Below are 19,015 nucleotides of genomic sequence, written 5' to 3'. Positions count from 1 at the left end.
GATATTCTCTGTGTAACGGTTTGCTGTGCGAGAGGAACTCATGGCCGATACAAGAGATGCGACTAGCTTGGAGCCAATCCTCGTGCATGAGCGGGTGGTTGCGTGTGATGGCGGTGGTGGTCCGCTGGGACACCCCAGGGTCTATCTGAAGATCGAGGGCAGCGAGATCGCCTGTCCTTATTGCTCCCGCCATTACCGCCTGGCCGGAGATGCAAGACCGGGCGCCGGACATTGACGCAGCGGCTTGTCCTGGTTGACGGCTCGGGCTTCATTTTCCGGGCTTTCCACGCCTTGCCGCCGATGACCCGCGACGATGGCACACCGGTCAATGCGGTATTCGGCTTCTGCAATATGCTGGCGCGGCTGCTCAAGGAGCATTCCGGCACCCACCTGGCCGTGATTTTCGATGCTGGTCGCACCACATTCCGCAGCCAGATCGATCCCAGATACAAGGCGCACCGTCCTGAGCCGCCCGAGGAACTCGTGCCCCAGTTCGCGCTGGTGCGGGAGGCGACGCGCGCCTTCGCGGTGCCGGCGATCGAGCTTGAGGGGGTCGAGGCGGACGATCTAATTGCAAGCTATGCCGAGGCGATGAAGCGGGCGGGAGGGGAGACGGTGATCGTCTCTTCCGACAAGGACCTGATGCAATTGCTCGATGACCGCGTTTCGATGCTCGATCCGATCAAGTCGACACCGATCGGGCCGGATGAGGTAATTGCGAAATACGGCGTCAGGCCGGTGCAGATGGTCGATGCGCAGGCCCTGATGGGCGATACGGTCGATAACGTTCCTGGCGTGCCGGGGATCGGGCCGAAGGGGGCGGCGCAGTTGATTGCCGAATTCGGCAATCTGGAAGCCATCCTCGCCGCGGCGGCGACCGGAGCGATGAAGCCTTCCAAGCGGCGAGACTCACTTGTGGCCCATGCCGAGGAGGCCCGGATCTCACGCCGGCTTGTGGAGTTGCGGCGGGATGTTCCGCTCCCCGTGCCGGTTGACGAGCTTGTGGTTGCGCCGCTGCATGATGGCGATCTGAACGATTTCCTTGATTCCCAGGGTTTCAGAAGCATCAAGGCACGCCTTGGGCTCGATGGGGTGGCACGGCGGAACGGCGAGCGGCTCGCCGCAGCGGAGAGGGGCGATGCGCCCGATCCGCCCGCCGGACCGGCGGCTGCGCCCGTTGCGACCGATATGCCCTTCGGGCCTTATGTCACGATCGATGACGAGGCCGAGCTAGACCGCTGGATCGCCGAGATACGGCAGACCGGATATTTCGCCATCGATACCGAAACCACCGGCCTCAACCCCCGTCATGCGAAACTCGTGGGGATTTCAGTGGCCACCGCGCCGGGCCGGGCTGCCTATATCCCGCTCGGGCACGAGAATGGGGCGCAGCTGCCGCGGAGCCTGGTGATCGGGCGGATGGCGCCGGTGCTTGCCGATCCGGCGATCCTGAAGATTTTTCACAACGCAAAGTTCGACATTCACATTCTGGCCGGATGCGGGCTTGCGGATGCCGCGCCGGTCGATGACACGATGCTCCTCTCCTACACGCTCGGGGCCGGACGGCATGGGCATGGTATGGACGAGTTGTCGGTTCTGCATCTCGATCACCGGCCGGTGTCCTATGACGAGGTGACCGGCACCGGTCGCAACCGGATTTCCTTTGCCGCCGTCCCCATCGACCGCGCCACCGCCTATGCCGCCGAGGATGCCGACATCACGCTCAGGCTCTGGATGCTGCTGCGCCCCCGCCTGCGCGCGGAGGGAGCGCTCGGGCTTTACGAGACGATCGAGCGCCGGCTGCTCAGCGTGCTGCTCGCGATGGAACGTGCCGGCATCATGGTCGATCGCGGTGATCTCGAGTCGATGTCGGCCGAGTTTGCCCGCCGGATGGACGATATACAGCGTGAGATCGAGCGTCTCGCCGGCCGGGCGTTCAACCCAGGCAGCCCGAAGCAGCTCGGCGAGATCCTGTTCGACGAGATGGGCTTGCCGGGCGGCAAGCGAACCAAGACCGGGGCATGGGGCACCGATGCGGCAGTGCTTGAGGATCTAGCGGCGTCCGGCCACGACCTGCCGGCCCGCGTGCTGGAGTGGCGGCAGCTGCAGAAACTCAAATCCACCTATGCCGACGCGTTGGTGGGCGAGATCGATATCGGGGATCAGCGGGTCCATACCAGCTTTTCCCAGGCGATCACGACGACGGGTCGGCTTTCGTCCAACGAGCCGAACCTTCAGAACATCCCGATTCGCACGAGCGAGGGAGCGCGAATCCGCCGCGCCTTCATCGCCGCCCCCGGCAAGGCGCTGGTCTCGGCTGATTATTCGCAGATCGAGCTGCGCCTGCTGGCGCATGTCGCCGACATACCGGCGCTGAAGGAGAGTTTCGCCAAAGGTGAAGATATCCATGCCCGCACCGCGGCCGAAGTGTTCGGCTTGCCGATGGAGGGGATGGACCCGATGATCCGGCGTCGCGCCAAGGCGATCAATTTCGGCATCATCTATGGCATTTCGGCCTTCGGCCTCGCCCGCCAGCTCGGAATCGAGAACGGCGAGGCGAAGCGCTATATCGATGCCTATTTCGCGCGCTATCCGGAAATTCGACGCTACATGAATGAAACAGCCGAATTCGCGCGCACACACGGTTATGTCCTGACGCCGTTCGGCCGGCGCTGCTATGTTCCCGGCATTGCCGAGAAAAATCCGGCGCGCCGGGGTTACGCTGAGCGGCAGGCCATCAATGCGCCGTTGCAGGGCGGTGCTGCGGATATCATCAAGCGCGCGATGGTGCGGCTGCCAGCGGCGATTCGCGATGCCGGGCTGGAGGCGGTGATGCTGCTTCAGGTGCATGACGAACTCGTCTTTGAAATGCCGCTCGACCAGGCGCAGGCGACGGCTTCACTCGCGCGGGAGGTGATGCAGGGTGCTGCGGCGCTTTCTGTACCCTTGCTGGTGGAAACCGGGATCGGTTCCAACTGGTCGGACGCGCACTGAGTGGGGATGTATCTGCGCCTAGGCGCGACGCGCGTTGCGCCGTTGCCGAAGACCGCGATGCAGCCTGGCGAGGGCATCTCCCAGATCCCCCGATGGCAACCCGGCGGGAGGCGGTTCGTCGGCCGCGGCAACTGGTGTTGCCGGGCGAATGGGGGCGGGGATTGTCATGTCGGTGAAGCGCAGCCGCTGCACCGGCGCGCCGCCGAGGGCGAGATTGATCTTGCCGATCAGTACCGGCGCAAGGTGTTGCAGGGCCAGAGAGTCCGGGCCCGCACAACCAAGGGTCAGCGTTCCGGCGACGAATTTGGTTGGCTGGCTGCGAGATGCGAGTTCAGGCCCGGCGATGTCCGGCCAATCGGCGATCAGGGTTCCGAGAATTGCACCCCGCCGGGCGAGGACCGGCCGCAACACCGGCGCCAGCAGGGCCGAGATGCCCCGCGGTGCGCCGTGGCGCGGCGGCTCCGGCGCAACCGGGCGCGGCTTCGCCAGCGTGTCGCCACCCGCTGCCTTGCTTGCCGGTATTGGGCGCGTGCGGGTGTTGCGTGAGTATGTCGCTGCCATCAGCCGATTGCCTGCTCCGCTGGTACCATGTTCATCGGCGCGTCCTGCCATGGCGGGCCGCCCCCGGAAACCGTCCTGATCCGTATCACGTCTGGCTGAGCGAAATCATGCTCCAGCAGACCGTCGTCGCAACGGTAATACCGTATTTCCACAGGTTCATCGAGCGCTACCCCACGATCGTCGATCTTGCAGCGGCGGCGGATGAGGAGGTTCTCGGCCTGTGGGCCGGGCTCGGCTATTATGCGCGGGCGCGCAACCTGACGCGCTGCGCCCGCGCCGTCGCCGCCGCGGGAGGATTTCCGGCAACGCTGGAGGAGCTGCGCCGCCTGCCGGGGATTGGTCCCTACACGGCGGCGGCTGTCGGCGCCATCGCCTTCGGTCTGCCCGTCGTGCCTGTGGATGGCAATGTCGAACGTGTTGCCGCAAGAATTTTCGCGATCGAGACTCCGCTACCGGCCGCGAAGGTGGAGATCGCCACCGCCGCGGCCCGTCTCGGCGCGCAGGAGGCGGCCTGCGCGAGCCCGGGTGATTTCGCCCAGGCACTGTTCGATCTCGGTGCCACGGTATGCACGCCGCGCAGCCCGTCCTGCATGATCTGCCCCTGGTGCGAACGGTGCGCCGCGCAAGCACGGGCGATTGCGGCCGATCTGCCGCGCAAGGCGCGGAGGGCGGCGCGGCCAATGCGGCATGGCACGGTTTTTGTGATGCGCGACCGGAGTGGCGCGATCGGCCTGCGCCGCCGGCCGCCGCGCGGGCTGCTGGGCGGCATGCTCGAATTGCCGGGAACCGGTCTCGACGCGGCGCCAGGGGACACCGATCCGCCTTGCCCGGCCGACTGGGTGGAGGCCGGGAGCATCGGACACGTCTTCACCCATTTCGAGTTGCGGCTGTTGGTGCTGGCGGCCGAGGTTTCCACGCTGCCACCGGGCCTTGAGGCAAGGCCGCCGGAGACGCCATTGCCTACGGTCATGCGCAAGGCGCTGGTTGCCGGTCTCGCGGCGCTCGATGACGATGACTCTGGCAAAAAAAATCCCGGATCGTGAGATCCGGGGTAAGGTGACAGAACGGGTGCCGGCTCGCGCCGGCACCGCGGGGGAAGGGTTCAGCGGTCGGGCGAGCTGACCGCCCAGCTGTGGTGATGCACGAGGCCGTCGTCGTGATCGTGGTCGTGGCCCGCCGCATCGTCCTGATCGTGGAACTGCTCGGTCTCGGTGCTCCCCGCCATGGCCGTGGTCGAGGCCTTGCCAGCGCTGACCGCCATCGCCACCGCATCGAAATAGGAGGTGCCGACCTCGCGCTGGTGGCGCGTCGCGGTATAGCCATCCTTCTCGGCGGCGAACTCGGCCTGCTGCAGTTCCGAATAGGCGCCCATGCCGCGCTCCGCGTAGCCCTTGGCGAGCTGGAACATCGAGTAGTTCAGCGAGTGGAACCCGGCGAGGGTAACGAACTGGAACTTGTAGCCCATCGCGCCGATCTCGCGCTGGAAGCTCTCGATCTTCTCCGGGGAGAGCTTCTTGCGCCAGTTGAAGCTCGGCGAGCAGTTATAGGCGAGCATCTTGCCGGGGAACTGCTTGTGGATCGCTTCGGCGAACTGGCGGGCTTCCTCAAGGTTCGGCTCCGAGGTTTCCCACCACAGTAGGTCGGCATAAGGGGCGTAGGCGAGGGAGCGGGCGATCGCGTATTCGACGCCGATGCCCGGCTTGATGCGATAGAAGCCCTCGGGCGTGCGTTCGCCGCTGATGAAGGGGCGGTCGCGCTCGTCGACATCGGCGGTGAGCAGCTGTGCGGCGTGGCTGTCGGTGCGGCAGAGCAGCACCGTCGGCACACCTTCCACATCGGCAGCAAGGCGAGCCGCGGTCAGGGTGCGGATGTGCTGGGCGATCGGCACCAGAACCTTGCCGCCGAGATGGCCGCACTTCTTTTCCGACGCGAGCTGGTCCTCGAAATGCACGCCCGCGGCGCCGGCCTCGATCATGGCCTTCATCAGCTCATACGCATTCAGCGCGCCGCCGAACCCGGCTTCGGCATCGGCGATGATCGGAGCCATCCAGTATTGTGACGTATCGCCTTCCATCCGGGCGATCTGATCGGCGCGGCGCAGCGCGGAATTGATGCGGCGGACCACCATCGGCACGGAATTCACCGGATAGAGCGACTGGTCGGGATACATTTCGCCCGAGAGGTTCGCATCGGCCGCCACCTGCCAGCCGGAGAGATAGATCGCCTTCAGGCCGGCCTTGACCTGCTGCATCGCCTGATTGCCGGTGAGGGCGCCGAGCGTGTTCACATAAGGCTCGGTCTTCAGCAGGTGCCACAGGCGGTTGGCGCCCATTTCGGCGAGGGTGTGGCGCACGCGGAACGAGCCCGCGAGTTTTTCGACTTCGGCCGGGGTGTAATCACGGCGGATGCCATCGAAGCGGTCGGGCGCTACGGAGAGCCCGCCCGGCAGGCCTTCGGGGGAATGGGTCGGGGTGGGGAAGTTCGACATGGTCTCTCCTTGTCGCCTCGCGGCGTGTTGTGGCGGCGTCCGGAGGCGCCGGGAACTTGCAATCCGATAGCGTCGGTAGGTGAATTATTTACGCTGCACCCGCGAAAGTCACCGGTGAAAATGGCATAAAATGATGAAAGAGGTGGCCGTATTGACTGTAAAGTTTTACAATATGTAAAAGATGAAAAATACCGCTCGTTGTCATGGAGTGCCCGCATGTCCAAGCCGCTGATTGGCCGCATCGTCCGACGCCTGCGCCAGGAACAGGGGCTGACGCAGCAGAGGCTGGCGGCGCGGCTCGGGATTTCGACGTCCTATCTCAACCTGATCGAGCACGATCAGCGGGGCATCACCGCGGCGCTGCTGATCAAGCTGACCGAAACGCTGAACGTGGATCTGGCGGCGCTGTCAGGCTCCGATGAGCGGCAAATGGAACAGGCGCTGCGCGAAGCGTTTGCCGACCCGCTGATCGGCAGCGAGCAGGTGCCGGACTCGGAAGCCCAGCTCATCGCCGCTTCGGCGCCGGCGGCGGCGCAGGCGGTGCTGGGGCTTTACCGCGCGTATCAGGCGGTGCGGGAGGAGACCGGCGGCATCACGCTGCCCTCGGGTCGGAAGATCCTGCTGCCGAATGAGGAAGTGCGGGATTTCTTTCACGAACATGCGAACCACTTCCCCGAGATCGAGGCGGCGGCCGAGGCGCTGGGAGCGGAATTGCCGGCGGCAACTCTGGGCATGAACCATGCGCTGGCGGAGCGGCTCCGGCACAAGCACGGGCTCGTTGTGTCCGTCGCACCGCTGCCTGGTGCGCTGCGAGTCTATGACCCGGCGCGGCGGCAGCTTGTTCTCTCCGAGACGCTGCCGCGGGAGAGCAGGGGCTTCCAGATGGCGTTCCAGCTCGGTCTGATCGAGGCGCGAGAGCTGATCGAGCAGATCGTCCGGCGTGCCACGCTCACCACCCACGACGCGGGCGAACTGTTGCGAATCGGGTTGATCAATTATTTCGCCGGCGCGGTGCTGATGCCCTATGCGCCGTTTCTGGGGCAGCGTCGGAGCTGCGCCACGATGTCGAGCATCTGGCGATGCGTTTCGGCGTTTCGTTCGAACAGGCCTGCCACCGGCTATCGACCCTGCAACGCCAGGGCGCGCGGGGGGTGCCGTTCTTCTTTCTGCGGGTTGATCCGGCGGGGAATGTGTCGAAGCGGTTTTCGGCAGCGGGGTTTCCCTTCGCCCGCTATGGCGGAAATTGCCCGCGCTGGATCGTGCATTCGGCCTTTGCCACGCCCGGCAGCGTGCGGGTGCAGGTGGCGCAGTTGCCCGACGGTGCCACCTATCTGTGCTTCGCGCGGACCATCACCTCATCGCCTTCGCATTGGGGCGAACCACCGGCGACGCGGGTGGTGGCGATGGGATGCGATATCGGCCGTGCCGGAGAGGTGGTTTACGCCGACGGGATCGACCTCGACAGGGCGATGGTTGGAATCGGTCTATCGTGCCGGCTCTGCGACCGGCCGGACTGCCGCTCGCGCGCGTTTCCGCCGCTGGCCCATCGCCTCTCGCTCGACGTGTCGACCACGAGCGCCAGCCCCTATCGTTTCGAACCGGCCGGGGGCGGAGGCCGAATGTCGGGAGCCGGGAAATAGGCGCGGAACCCGGATTATCAGCCGGTTCCAGCCAGTTCGGCGTTCCAACTTCTTTTCAGGCCCGGCCCCATGCCGAATTCTGCATGCCGACATCTGGTTGCCATCCTGCGCCCGCGATGGTCCTAAAATTCCCGCAGCCGCAGTTCAGCGGGCGAAGAATGGCCGCGATCCGCCCGGATAGAGGTCGCGGCTGGCAGCAGCGGTTGCTCGTTCGGCGATGGGAGTGGCGGGGAAATGCGCGAGGATCGCCAGCGTCCGGCGCGGCGGAAGGGTGAATGCCGGTCCGCCTGCGGCGGTGAGGGCCGCTGTCCGGTCGCCGTGGCGAAGGTCGAGGCTGATCGTGACCAGCGCGTCGATGACGGTCTGCGAGGCGGCGCCTGGCCTGATCCGAGTTCCGCCCGCACGACCTTGCGGGCGCGCAGCATCTCGAGCTTGGTGAGGCTGTTCATGCCAAGCCAACGGCCGACCGTGGAGAACTGGCCCGCCATGGCGTCGAGCGAAGCGGCGGCCAGCGCCATTTCCGCAGGACGCCCCCGCATTGCCGCAGGATGCGAGAACGCCCAGCGCGCCTCATTGGTTGCGGCGATCGCGGGGTCTTCGCCGATCACCCGCCCATCGAACGCATTCGCGGGCAGATATCCTGTCGATGGCGGCGGGGTAACCATCGCGCAGCCGGCGAGGAAGAGGCCGATCACCACGAGGGCGAGGGCAGAACGGAACATGCGGTGAGAGCGGAAATTCTGGCGCATGGCAGTGCCTTGACAATCGCGCCGGCCGGATCAGGCCGGGCGCAACCCCTTGCGGAAGCGTTCGGCAAGTTCGACGTAATGCGGGGCGGTCTGGTCGAAGCGGCTGCGCTCCTCGTCGGGCAGGAGACGGACAAAGCGGGCCGGCGAGCCCATCCAGAGCTCATTGCGGCCGATTCGTTTGCCGGGGGCGAGCAAGGAATGCGCCGCCAGCACACCGCCCTCCTCGATCATCGCGCCATCCAGCACCACGGCCCCCATCGCGACGAAGGCCCTGTCCTCGAGCGTGCAGGCATGGATGACCGCCGCATGACCGATCGTGACATCGGCGCCAATGCGCGCGGCGAAGCGTTCGCCGGCATTGACGTGGACGACCGTGCCATCCTGGATGTTGGTGCGCGGGCCGACCGTGATGTCGTTATTGTCGGCGCGCAGGGTGCAGTTGAACCAGATATTCGCGCCGGCAGCGATCCGCACCGCCCCGATCAGGACCGCGCCAGGGGCCACCCAGGCATCCGGGTCGATCTCCGGGTGGATGCCGTCGAGTTCGAACAGGGCCGGTTGATCGTGGCGCATCGGGCTATCCTTCCGGTTCAGCTATCCGCGAGCGGCACCCAGGGGATTTTCGCAAATGCGATCCCCTCGTCCGCCAGCGCTTCGGATTCGGCCTCGGTCGCCGCGCCGTAGATTCCGCGCGCGGGGGCTTCGCCGCGGTGGATCCGGCGTGCCTCGGCGGCGAATTCGTCCCCCACGAAGTCGCACTGAGTCTCGACCTCGCGCCGCAACCCGGCCAGCGCGGCACGAAGCTCGTCCGGTATGCGGCCGGCGACGGCGGTCGTTTGGGTTGCCTTCGCGGGCGGCTGGGCGGGGGCGGTTTCCGCGGCCACGGCTTTGCCGATCCTCGGCGCCATCAATGCGCGGTTGACGTCGTCCCCGCCGCAGCGCGGGCAGTTCAGCAGGCGGCGCTTTGCCTGGCGGTCGAAACTCTCGCTGCTGGCGAACCAGCCATCGAATTCATGGCCGCAGGAGCAGCGGAGCTGGTAATGGATCATGCCGAAAGCAGCGGATCGAGCCGGCCGCTCCGCTCCAGCTCGACCAGGTTGTCGCAACCGCCGATCGGCCGGTCGTCGATGAAGATCTGCGGCACGGTGGTGCCACCGCCGGATCTCTCGATGGCTTCGCGGCGCGCGGCGGAACCGCGGGGCGCGTCGATCTCGGTGAAGGCGAATCCCTTCTGGCGCAGAAGGCTTACCGCACGGCTGCAATAGGGACAGAAGGCCTGGGTGTAGATTTCGATTTTCGGCATGTGATGTCTCCGATGCTTCACATACGCAAGACGGAGTTTAGTGCAAGACGGTCACGAAAGTCTTAATCATCGTCCTGCGTTGCGACGCGGGCGAGAGCCAGTACGTCGACCGCTGCGGCGCCGGCGGCGAGGATGGCCTCGGCGCAGGCGGACGCGGTGGCGCCGGTCGTCAGCACATCGTCAATGAGCAGCACCGTGCGCCCGGCGAACCGCGCTGCCCGCCCGCCGCGCACGCCGATTGCGTTCTTCATTGCCTGTTCCCGGCCGAACTGGTCGAGTTCGGAGAGAGGGGGCGTGGCCCGCAGGCGGACGAGGCCGTCGATCAGCGTATCTCGCCCGGCCATGCGGCCGAGTGCGCGGGCCAGCAATCCAGCCTGGTTGTAGCCCCGCCGGGCGAGCCGTGCGCGGTGCAGCGGCACCGGCACCAGCAGATCGGCTCGGGCGAGCAAGGGCGCGCCGGGACGCAGCAGCAGCCGCGCAAGCCCCGCGGCGCGCTCTGGCCGGTCGGCATATTTGAAGGGCAGGATCAGCCTTCGGGCGGCGTCGTTGTAGACAAGAGCGGCGCGCGCAGTGCGGAATGCCGGTGGCGCCCAGTCGCATCCGGTGCAGAGCGGGGCCGGTTCTTCGAGGGGCAGCCCGCACTGGCCACAGACCGTGCCAGTGATGAACTTCACCGCCGCGAAGCAGGACACGCAAAACACGCCCTCGCCCGACACGTCCTCGTCGCAGGCGAGGCAATGCGGCGGCAGCAGGAGATCAAGCGTCGCGCGGGCAAGATGCTTCAGCATCGGCGGCTCTTTGCCGGCTGGCGCAAAAGCGGCACAAGTGGGGCCATGAGCGATATCGATATATTCGACCGCAGGGCGGTTGCCTTGCACCGCACGCGTGCGGCGCGGCACCTTGAGCGGATCAGGCCGGTGCTTGACGAGCTTGCGGAACGGGTTCTCGATCGGCTGGACGATACCGGGCGGCAGTTTCGCCGCGCGCTCGATTTCGGTGGGCGCGGCGCCGTGGCCCCGCTGCTGGCGGCACGCGGGCTCGAGGTGATTTCCGCCGATCTCGCGCCCGCGCAGCTCGCCGGCGGAGGTGGAGTTGCTGCTGACCCCGAATATCTCCCGTTCGGCGAGGGGTGTTTCGACCTCATCGTCGCGCATCTCTCGCTGCACTGGGTGAATGATCTGCCAGGCGCGCTGATCCAGCTGCGCCGCGCGCTGAGCCCGGAAGGGCTGTTCATTGCCAGCCTGCCTTTGCTCGGCACGCTCGCGGACCTCCGGGCCGCGTTGATCGAGGCGGAGGACCATCTCGCTGCGGGGGCATCGCCACGGGTCTCGCCCTTTACCACGCTCGCCGATGCCGCGGGGCTGATGCAACGGGCGGGATTCGCGCTGCCGATCGCCGAGCGGGAGATCGTGCATCTCGAATATGCCGCGCCGCTCGACCTGCTTCGCGATCTGCGGGATGCCGGGGAGACCAACGCGCTGCGCGACCGCTCACGCCGCTGCCCGCCGCGCGCGCTGTTTCCGATGGCGCTGGCGGCGCTGGCGGATGCCGATGGCCGGCTGCGGCTCGAATGGCCCATGGGCGTCATCACCGGCTGGGGCTCATAACAGGCCGAGCCGCTTCAGGCTGACCCACCTGCCATTGCCGATGATCAGATGATCGTGCAGCACGACCGAGAGTGTCGCAGCCGCGAGCTTGATCTCCCGGGTCATCGCCACGTCGTCCTCCGAGGGGGTGGGGTCGCCGCTCGGGTGATTATGCACGAGGATGAGTGCGGTTGCGTGCAGTTCGAGCGCCCGGCGCATCATTTCCCGCGGATAGACCGGGGCATGGTTCACCGTGCCGTGTGTAAGTGCCTCGTCCGCGATCAGGCGGTTGCGCTGATCAAGAAACAGAACCCGGACCTGTTCGATCTTTTCGCGGGCGAGGACGGCGGTGAGGTATTCGATCAGCCGGTCCCAATGGTTCAGGACCGGCCGATAGGCGATTTCCGCCCGGGTGAGGCGAAGTGCCGCGGCCTGGACGAGCTTGAGGGCGGCGGCGCCGGCCTCGCCCAGCCCCTCGACCCCGCGCAGCGCCTCGGCCGGTGCGGTGATGGCGCCCGCGCAGGAGCCGAAATGCCGGATGAGCTCCTTCGCCACCGGCTTGGTATCCCGACGGGGGACGGCGAGAAACAGCAGCATTTCGAGAATCTCATGGTCTGCCAGCGCGTCCGGTCCCGCTTTCAGCAGGCGCGCCCGCAGCCGGGCGCGATGGCCGGCTGCGCCGTGAGCGGGAGGGGTTGTGTCCCCGGGCCGTGAGGGGTCCTCATCCTGTAGAAGATCCGGCTGGGCGGCCGGTTCGCGCGACACATCTCCGGAAGAAATCACAACCGGAGATTGTCATATTGAGGCGATTTTGAAAAGCCGCTTTCGGCCTTGCCGGTCAGATCGTCTCGCCGGCGGCGAGAGTGAACACCTCGCAACCGGTTTCGGTGATGCCGATCATGTGTTCGAACTGCGCGGACAGGCTGCGGTCCCTGGTGACGGCGGTCCAGCCATCGTCGAGAACCTTCACTTCCGGGCGTCCCGCATTGACCATGGGCTCGATGGTGAAGAACATGCCTGGCCGCAATTCGGGCCCGTCGCCCTTGCGGCCGAAATGCAGCACGTTCGGCGGCTCGTGGAAGTGGCGTCCGATGCCGTGGCCGCAGAAATCCCGCACCACCGAGAAGCGTTGCCCCTCGACATAGGTCTGGATGGCATGGCCGATGTCGCCGAAATGCGCGCCGGGCCGGGCCGCGCGAATGCCCTCCAGCAGGGAGTTGTAGGTGACATCGATCAGTCGGCGGGCCTTGGTCGGCGCCGTGCCGGCGACATACATCCGGCTCGAATCCCCATGCCAGCCATCGAGGATGACGGTGATGTCGATATTCAGGATGTCGCCATCCATCAGCACGCGATCGCCGGGGATGCCGTGGCAGACGACATGGTTGATCGAAATACAGGTCGATTTCGGAAAGCCGCGATAGTTGAGCGGCGCCGGGATGGCGCCGCGCGCGACGATGTAGTCATGGCAGATCCGGTCGATCTCACCTGTCGAGATGCCAGGGCGGACAAGCGCGCCGACCATGTCGAGCACCTCGGCCGCAAGCGCCCCTGCGGCGCGCATGGGCGCGAAATCCTCTGGCTTGTGGATCGTGATCTGCCGCTGTTCGGAACCGCCGTCCATCAGCCGCACTCCGCCGGGTTGACCGCTTTACGTTTCATCGCCGTTAAATGACCTCCGCGCGCAGCGATGGCAAGGTGGCGAGCCGGACCGACAGTGCGAGACCGGCGAGGAGCATTGCCGCGATCGTTGCCACAACGCCATTCCAGCCCGCTTCGCTCCAGGCGACGCCGCCAAGTGAACCCGCGAGGCTGGAGCCGAGATAGTAAAGGAAAAGATACAGCGCAGCGGCTTGCGCCCTCGCGCCGCGGGCAACCGCACCGACCCAGGCGCTCGCCGTGGCGTGGCTCGCGAAAAACCCGAGCGTGACCAGCGCGATGCCGAGAACGACCAGCCAGAGCGCGCCGGAAAGGGTCAGCAATGCCCCGGCCAGTTCGAGCGTGATCGCCGCGGGGAGCATTCGTGTCCTGCCGACCCGGCCGGCAAGCTGCCCGCTCCAGGCGGAACCGCCGACACCCACCAGATAGACCGCGAAGATCGTGCCGACTTCTGCCTGCGACAAGCTGAACGGCGGCGCAAGCAGGCGAAAGGTGATGTAGTTATACACCGTCACGAAGCCGCCCATGAACAGGAAGCCCTCGGCATAGAGCAGGCGCAGAGCCGGATCGGCGAGATGCGCCGCATAGCTGCGCGCGAGGGCGCCGATCGATAGCGGCCGGCGGATGAAATGGCGAGAGGCAGGCAGGCTTGCGGTGAACAGCAGGCCCGAGGCGAGGCCGATCGCGCCGACACCGGCAAGGGCGGCGCGCCACCCGGCGGCATCGGTGAGGATGCCGGCGATCAGGCGCCCGCTCATGCCGCCGAAGCCGCTGCCCCCGACATAGAGTCCCATGGCGAGGCCCATCGATTTCGGATCGATCTCCTCGGCCAGATAGGCCATGGCGACGGCGGGCAGGCCGGAGAGCACGAGGCCGATCAGCGCCCTCAGCGCGAGAAAGGTTCCCCAATCCGGGATGGCCGCCGAGATGAGGGTGAGCAGCGCGGCACCGATGATCGAGGCCGCCATCATCGGCTTGCGGCCCCAGGCTTCCGAGAGCGCGCTCGCAACGAGCAGCGATCCGGCAAGGGTGAGGGTTGTCAGGGAGAGTGCCAGGCTCGCAGAGACCGGGCGGACACGGAAATCCGCCGCAAAGACCGGCAGCAGGGGCTGGACGCAATACATCAGCGCGAAGGTCGCGAAGCCGGCGGCGAACATCGCGAGCGTGGTCCGGCGGAATTCGGGCGTGCCCCGGCTGATGCGGGACGGGATGGCGGCCGGCGGTGTCGGGTCGTTCATCCGTCCTGAATGGCGGCAGGGCAGGGCGGTTTTCCAGCCCGGCCCGCGCAGGTCAGCCTCCCTGCCGGGGCGGAGCGGCGCCTATTTCTGCACCCAGGGCAATCCATCGTGCTTCCAGCCCGCGACGAGGCCGCGATGGCCGCGCTGGTCGTGCGGGCCCTCGAACCCGTCCCGCACATTGTAGACATGCGTAAAGCCGTGCTCCTGCGCGATGCGTGCGGCGGCCATGCTGCGCCCGCCGCTGCGGCAGATGAAATAGACATGGTGTTCCGGCCGCAGGCCCGCCCGCCGCATCTCGTCGAGGAAATGCGGGTTGTGCTGCATGCTGGGGAAGGTCTGCAGCTCGATCGGCACAATCTGCTTGCCGGCCTGGGACAGGTCCGGCAGGCCGACAAAGGTCCATTCCGCACTGGTCCGCACATCGCACAGCATGGCGTCAGGGTTGCTCATCAGCACTTCCCACACCTGTTTCGGAGCCACATCGTCAACCATATCATCCTCCGGATCATCACCGTTCTGGCGTTGCGGCATTGTTGTCCGACGGCCGGATCTGATGCAAGACGGTTACACGGGAGACAGAACAGCGTGACACTGCAAGCAGCGACCTCGATCGCCGATGGATTTGTCGGCGCCATTGGCAATACGCCCCTGATCCGGCTGCGCCGCGCCTCGGAGGCGACCGGCTGCGAGATTCTCGGCAAGGCCGAATTCATGAATCCTGGCGGATCGGTCAAGGATCGCGCCGCGCTCGCGATCATCGAGGACGCCGAGGCGCGCGGCCTGCTCATCCCGGGCACGCCTGGCACGATCGTCGAGGGAACGGCCGGCAATACCGGGATCGGTCTGACGCTGGTCGCCAATGCCCGCGGCTATCGCAGCATCGTCGTGATGCCGGAGACGCAGAGCCAGGAGAAAAAGGATTTCCTGCGCATGATCGGTGCCGACCTGCGCCTCGTGCCGGCCAAACCTTATCGCGATCCGGGCAATTACGTGCATGTGTCGCGGCGAATCGCCGAGGAGGTCGGCGGTTGCTGGGCGAACCAGTTCGACAACACCGCCAACCGCGAGGGTCATCGCCGCACCACGGGGGCGGAAATCTGGGCGCAGACCGGCGGGCGGATCGATGCCTTCACCTGCGCCTGCGGCACCGGCGGCACCTTGGCCGGCGTCGCCATGGCGCTGAAGGCACAGGATCCGGCCGTACGAATCGTGCTTGCCGACCCGGAAGGCAGCGCGCTGCACTCATGGATCAAGACGGGCGAGATCGTGGCGACCGGCTCCTCGATCTCCGAGGGGATCGGCCAGGGGCGGGTCACCGCCAATCTGGAAGGCGCGCCGATCGACGATGCGGTGCGCGTGCCCGATACGGAGATGCTCGAACAGGTATACGACCTGATGATCCATGAGGGGCTTTCCATAGGCGGTTCCGCCGGGATCAACGTTGCCGCGGCGATCCGCGTCGCGCGTGAGATGGGGCCGGGCCACACGATCGTTACCATCCTGTGCGACGGCGCCTCGCGCTATCAGTCGAAGCTCTTCAACCCGGAATTCCTGCAGAGCAAGGGACTGCCCACACCGCCCTGGATTGCCTGAACGGCGACGGACGCCTTGCGGATCGGCCGAACCGCGAGGCGCCGATGCTGGCGGGTCAGACCCTTCGGTAGGTCAGCACCAGCACGTCGCGGAAGGCTGGACGCACGGGATCGAGCGGGATGACCGGCGTCACGCCGTGAAACACCCGCTGATCGTCAACCAGGGCCGCATCTCGCGCCGCCGTCAGGGTGAAGCTGCCGAGATCGTTGCCGTGCAGATCGTGGATGGTTGTGGTGCCCTGCTCAATGTTTTCGCGGCGGACCATCAGGACCAGCACGAAATCAACGCCGTCGCGGTGCATGCCCTCCGGCGTGGGCAGGCCTGCGCCGTCCGGATTCGCCTCGATCCTGAACTGGTGCGCCTCGATATGCCAGGCGATGCTGCCGGTTCGTTCCTCGAACAGGGATCGGGTGAAGCCGAGCAGGGCCTGGAACGTGTCGCCATTGGCAATGGCGTCGGGGATCGGCTCGAACCAGCGCTCCACCCCGCCATTCAGGGCGTTGTATTCGCGGGTCTGGAAATGCGGCTGGTGCGTGGCGCGGCGGATGGGCTGATCCGGCACCGCGGCGAACACGCCGAAGCGGCGCCGGCGGTAGCGGCCGCCATCGGCCATGTATTGATCGAGCGGCATGGCGTCCCAACTCGCCGCGAACGCGCCCCACGCGGCAGGGGCGATAGCCTCGGCGGGAAGCATGCGGTCAAACGCCGCCCCTGGCAGGAAGGCAAAGCCTTCGGCGACGAGGTTCAGGCCGAGTTCACTGCGAGTGCCGACGGGGTCCATGCATCAGAAATAACACGTTCCAGGCCGGGTAACAGGGCGCGCGGCGGTAAACTCAGCCATTCCCGGACGCGGGGTCGGGCGCCGGTGAGCTGGCGGGGCGAGGCGGCGTGCCGAATGCGGCGCGGAACTCAGCGGGATCGATGGTAAGCCGCTGATAGGGGAAGGGAATCTCGATCCCCTCGGCGTCGAACCTGTTCTTCAGTCTGCGGTTGAATTCGCGGCGCACCGCATGTTGCTGCCCGGCCGGGGTGCGCATCCGGCCGACGATGTCGAGCGAGGATGCGCCGAACTGGTCGAGCCCCCAGAGCTCGATGTCGCCGAGGATGTTCGGCGCCCAGTCCGGATCGGCGCGCATGGTCGCGAATTCGTCGCGGATCACCTGGAAGACCCGGTCGATGTCTTCCTTGTAGGCGACGCCGACGCTGATCGGCGCGAAGGAGAACTCACGCGAGAAGTTGGACACCGTGCTGACCGCGCTGAACGGGATGACATTCAGCGACCCGTCGCCGGCGCGCAGCCTGATCGTGCGGATTGAGAGTTTCTCGACACTGCCGGAAACACCCGCGAGCGTCACCCAGTCGCCCACCTGCACGGCGTCTTCGAGGAGCAGGAACAGGCCGGTGATGATGTCCTGCACCAGCTTCTGCGAGCCGAAGCCGATGGCGAGGCCGAAGATCGACAGACCGCCGAGCAGCAGGGTGACATTGACGCCGATCGTGTCAAGCACCACCAGCGTCACCACCACGAGGATTGCGCCCATGAGCGTTGAGCGCAGCATCGGCATCACGGTGCGGTAGCGCGCGGCCCGCCCGGCACGGCCCTGGCGCTCAAGACGCTCGGCATGCGCCTCCAGCGCCGCGTTCGCGGCTTCCCAGACGATGAGCGCCGCGAGAATTGCCGTGGCGATGGTGACGATGGCGGAGGCGATCTGCCGGCCGATCGTGGTGCCCGTGAACCAGGCGAACACGCCGATGCCCCAGAGTTGCAGGGTGACCAGCAGGCCAAGCCCGGCGATGAGAGCCGCCGCCGCCAGCTTGAAGACCGGCAGATAGGTTCGCAGCCGCGCGTGCATGCCGGGATGCTGGAGGTGCAGCGTGCCGCGCTCGTCGAACGCATGATCGAGGGCGGAGGCGATGCTCGCCGCAATTCCGCGCGCGATGATGGTCACCAGGCCGAGCACGATCACGATGCGGAGCATGATGAAGAAAGCGTGCGGAATGCCGATCGCCCAGGCGACCCAAAGGGCGATCACGTAGAAGAGTGCGAGTATGTGCCAGGTATGCGCGAGCCCGACGCGCAGTGTCGCGGTGAACCCGGTGGCGGCGGTTTCGCCGCGGATGAAGGCCGCGACCGGCCGCCGCGCCTGCAGGATCATCACCGCGAGCATCAGATGCACCGCCAGCGAGACGATCTTGATCATCACCCTGCTGGCTGCCGGATAGAGCCCGAACAGGCCGCCGGTGGCGATCGCGGCGTAGCCGAAGGCGACAGTGCCGACGATCGTGCGCAGCCAGCGATCGAGCCATCGCGCGCGTGCATCGTCAAGGCCGGTCAGGCGGAGTTCCGGCGCATGCGGAGCAAACAGCAGCCGCAGGCACTCCATGGCGACGCGGGAGACGATATAGGCTTCCAGCGCGGCGATGATGACGAGGCGGGAGACCCGATCGTCGGCGATGTCACTGGAGATGAGGGCAAAGCCGGCCAGCGCGAAGACAAGAACGGGCGCCAGTTCAAGGCCGAAATGGGCGAGAGCGCGCGGAACCCGGCGCAGCCAGTGCCGCAGCGGTTGGCGCCGGCGGCGATGTTCGGTTTCGCCGGCTTCCGCCGCGGCAATGCCGGCATTGGCTTTCGGCGGGTCGGGCTTGTCGCCACCGCGCGCGCTGGCTGGCCCGTGCGCGAGCCGCGTTCGCGGCTTCAGCAAGGCCCGGCGGGTGACAAATTCCAGCGCAAGGCATGTGGCCATGACCACGGCGAGGCGCCACGTGGCCTTCAGCACGGTGTGGCGGAGCCAGGAATCGGTCGCGACGAAAGTGATCCAGTGCCAGATCAGCGACACGTCGGTGGCATCGCTCAGCGCCCGGCCCACGCCCTGCAAGGTCTGTTTCGTCCAGGCCTCGGCCCTCTGGGTGATGCCCAGGCCGAGCGCGGCTGCGACGGGCGCGGGGCTCACGGCCTTGCCAGCCCTCATCGCCTCGAGCGTCGCGATGAGGGCGCTGCGCTGCGCCGGGTTCTGCAACGTGGTTATCGCGGTGTTGATCTGCGCCGGCGTGAGCGCCGCCGGGGCGGCAGCCGGCGCGGCTGTGGTCCGGCCGGCGGGCGCGGCGCTTCCCGCTGCGGCCTGTGGCATGGCGGCGACGAGCATGGCGAGGAGCGGGATGACGAGCGTCAGGACGCGGACCATGGTTCGGGAGAAACGGGTCATT

At 66.7% G+C, this 19,015-nt stretch carries 18 protein-coding genes and 1 pseudogene; 6 read left to right on the top strand and 13 right to left on the bottom strand.

Features of this window, described 5'->3' with window-relative positions:
• Positions 1-40: 40 nt before the first annotated feature.
• Together ACIDOCELLA78_RS000000102295 and polA are read left to right on the top strand one after the other, a co-directional pair.
• Positions 41-235 carry a zinc-finger domain-containing protein gene (locus tag ACIDOCELLA78_RS000000102295; protein ID WP_201728210.1) on the top strand — a complete coding sequence of 65 codons (195 nt, stop codon included), beginning with the start codon at positions 41-43 and terminating at the stop codon, positions 233-235.
• Complete coding sequence (polA, locus tag ACIDOCELLA78_RS000000102290; RefSeq protein WP_201728209.1) at positions 232-2,994, top strand: DNA polymerase I; 2,763 nt, start codon at positions 232-234, stop codon at positions 2,992-2,994. The genes ACIDOCELLA78_RS000000102295 and polA overlap by 4 nt, the downstream gene beginning before the upstream one ends.
• Positions 2,995-3,012: 18 nt before the next feature.
• Here the strand turns inward: polA and ACIDOCELLA78_RS000000102285 are convergent, their stop codons facing one another.
• Positions 3,013-3,555 carry a DUF721 domain-containing protein gene (locus ACIDOCELLA78_RS000000102285; RefSeq protein WP_201728208.1) on the bottom strand — a complete coding sequence of 181 codons (543 nt, stop codon included), beginning with the start codon at positions 3,553-3,555 and terminating at the stop codon, positions 3,013-3,015.
• On the opposite strand from ACIDOCELLA78_RS000000102285, the gene ACIDOCELLA78_RS000000102280 reads away from it, so the two are divergent.
• The gene (locus ACIDOCELLA78_RS000000102280) at positions 3,543-4,598 is read left to right on the top strand and encodes an A/G-specific adenine glycosylase (protein WP_201728207.1); all 1,056 of its coding nucleotides are present in this window, start codon (positions 3,543-3,545) and stop codon (positions 4,596-4,598) included. The two genes, ACIDOCELLA78_RS000000102285 and ACIDOCELLA78_RS000000102280, sit on opposite strands and share 13 nt — an antisense overlap.
• 59 nt (positions 4,599-4,657) lie before the next feature.
• Here ACIDOCELLA78_RS000000102280 and aceA read toward each other — a convergent pair whose 3' ends face one another.
• Positions 4,658-6,043 (bottom strand): isocitrate lyase, encoded by a 1,386-nt coding sequence (gene aceA / locus ACIDOCELLA78_RS000000102275; RefSeq protein WP_201728206.1) that lies wholly within the window; start codon positions 6,041-6,043, stop codon positions 4,658-4,660.
• Between the two features lie 216 nt (positions 6,044-6,259).
• Between aceA and ACIDOCELLA78_RS000000102270 the strand changes: the two are divergent.
• A pseudogene (locus ACIDOCELLA78_RS000000102270) lies at positions 6,260-7,683 on the top strand (short-chain fatty acyl-CoA regulator family protein).
• A gap of 122 nt (positions 7,684-7,805) precedes the next feature.
• Here the strand turns inward: ACIDOCELLA78_RS000000102270 and ACIDOCELLA78_RS000000102265 are convergent.
• From ACIDOCELLA78_RS000000102265 to ACIDOCELLA78_RS000000102245, 5 genes are all read right to left on the bottom strand, one after another.
• Positions 7,806-8,405, bottom strand: coding sequence for a hypothetical protein (locus ACIDOCELLA78_RS000000102265; RefSeq protein ID WP_249675424.1), 600 nt, complete (start codon positions 8,403-8,405; stop codon positions 7,806-7,808).
• 57 nt (positions 8,406-8,462) lie between these two features.
• The gene (locus ACIDOCELLA78_RS000000102260; protein ID WP_201728205.1) at positions 8,463-9,005 is read right to left on the bottom strand and encodes a gamma carbonic anhydrase family protein; all 543 of its coding nucleotides are present in this window, start codon (positions 9,003-9,005) and stop codon (positions 8,463-8,465) included.
• 17 nt (positions 9,006-9,022) lie between these two features.
• Positions 9,023-9,481, bottom strand: coding sequence for a DUF1178 family protein (locus ACIDOCELLA78_RS000000102255; RefSeq protein ID WP_201728204.1), 459 nt, complete (start codon positions 9,479-9,481; stop codon positions 9,023-9,025).
• A complete protein-coding gene (gene grxC, locus ACIDOCELLA78_RS000000102250) occupies positions 9,478-9,735 on the bottom strand; it encodes a glutaredoxin 3 (protein ID WP_201728203.1) in 258 nt (85 codons plus the stop codon). Before grxC ends, ACIDOCELLA78_RS000000102255 begins: the two co-directional genes overlap by 4 nt.
• Before the next feature lie 62 nt (positions 9,736-9,797).
• Complete coding sequence (locus ACIDOCELLA78_RS000000102245; RefSeq protein WP_201728202.1) at positions 9,798-10,523, bottom strand: ComF family protein; 726 nt, start codon at positions 10,521-10,523, stop codon at positions 9,798-9,800.
• Between the two features lie 45 nt (positions 10,524-10,568).
• On the opposite strand from ACIDOCELLA78_RS000000102245, the gene ACIDOCELLA78_RS000000102240 reads away from it, so the two are divergent.
• On the top strand, positions 10,569-11,342 hold the full coding sequence (locus ACIDOCELLA78_RS000000102240) for a methyltransferase domain-containing protein (RefSeq protein ID WP_201728201.1): 774 nt from the start codon (positions 10,569-10,571) through the stop codon (positions 11,340-11,342).
• On the opposite strand, the gene radC is transcribed toward ACIDOCELLA78_RS000000102240, so the two are convergent.
• From radC to ACIDOCELLA78_RS000000102220, 4 genes are all read right to left on the bottom strand, one after another.
• Complete coding sequence (gene radC, locus ACIDOCELLA78_RS000000102235; RefSeq protein ID WP_201728200.1) at positions 11,337-12,086, bottom strand: DNA repair protein RadC; 750 nt, start codon at positions 12,084-12,086, stop codon at positions 11,337-11,339. The two genes, ACIDOCELLA78_RS000000102240 and radC, sit on opposite strands and share 6 nt — an antisense overlap.
• Positions 12,087-12,159: 73 nt before the next feature.
• On the bottom strand, positions 12,160-12,945 hold the full coding sequence (map, locus tag ACIDOCELLA78_RS000000102230; RefSeq protein ID WP_201728199.1) for a type I methionyl aminopeptidase: 786 nt from the start codon (positions 12,943-12,945) through the stop codon (positions 12,160-12,162).
• 43 nt (positions 12,946-12,988) lie between these two features.
• Positions 12,989-14,218, bottom strand: coding sequence for an MFS transporter (locus ACIDOCELLA78_RS000000102225; RefSeq protein ID WP_201728198.1), 1,230 nt, complete (start codon positions 14,216-14,218; stop codon positions 12,989-12,991).
• A gap of 81 nt (positions 14,219-14,299) precedes the next feature.
• The gene (locus ACIDOCELLA78_RS000000102220) at positions 14,300-14,710 is read right to left on the bottom strand and encodes a rhodanese-like domain-containing protein (RefSeq protein WP_201728197.1); all 411 of its coding nucleotides are present in this window, start codon (positions 14,708-14,710) and stop codon (positions 14,300-14,302) included.
• Between the two features lie 93 nt (positions 14,711-14,803).
• Between ACIDOCELLA78_RS000000102220 and ACIDOCELLA78_RS000000102215 the strand changes: the two genes are divergently transcribed.
• Positions 14,804-15,811 (top strand): cysteine synthase A, encoded by a 1,008-nt coding sequence (locus ACIDOCELLA78_RS000000102215; protein WP_201728196.1) that lies wholly within the window; start codon positions 14,804-14,806, stop codon positions 15,809-15,811.
• 55 nt (positions 15,812-15,866) lie between these two features.
• Here ACIDOCELLA78_RS000000102215 and ACIDOCELLA78_RS000000102210 read toward each other — a convergent pair whose 3' ends face one another.
• Together ACIDOCELLA78_RS000000102210 and ACIDOCELLA78_RS000000102205 are read right to left on the bottom strand one after the other, a co-directional pair.
• A complete protein-coding gene (locus tag ACIDOCELLA78_RS000000102210) occupies positions 15,867-16,592 on the bottom strand; it encodes a 2OG-Fe dioxygenase family protein (protein ID WP_201728195.1) in 726 nt (241 codons plus the stop codon).
• Positions 16,593-16,644: 52 nt separating this feature from the next.
• A complete protein-coding gene (locus ACIDOCELLA78_RS000000102205) occupies positions 16,645-19,014 on the bottom strand; it encodes a mechanosensitive ion channel domain-containing protein (protein WP_249675421.1) in 2,370 nt (789 codons plus the stop codon).
• Between the last annotated feature and the right edge of the window lies 1 nt (position 19,015).

This window comes from Acidocella sp. C78 (genome assembly GCF_907164655.1).
Note: the sequence above shows the minus strand (reverse complement) of the source record. Positions and strands in the feature narration are given on the sequence as shown.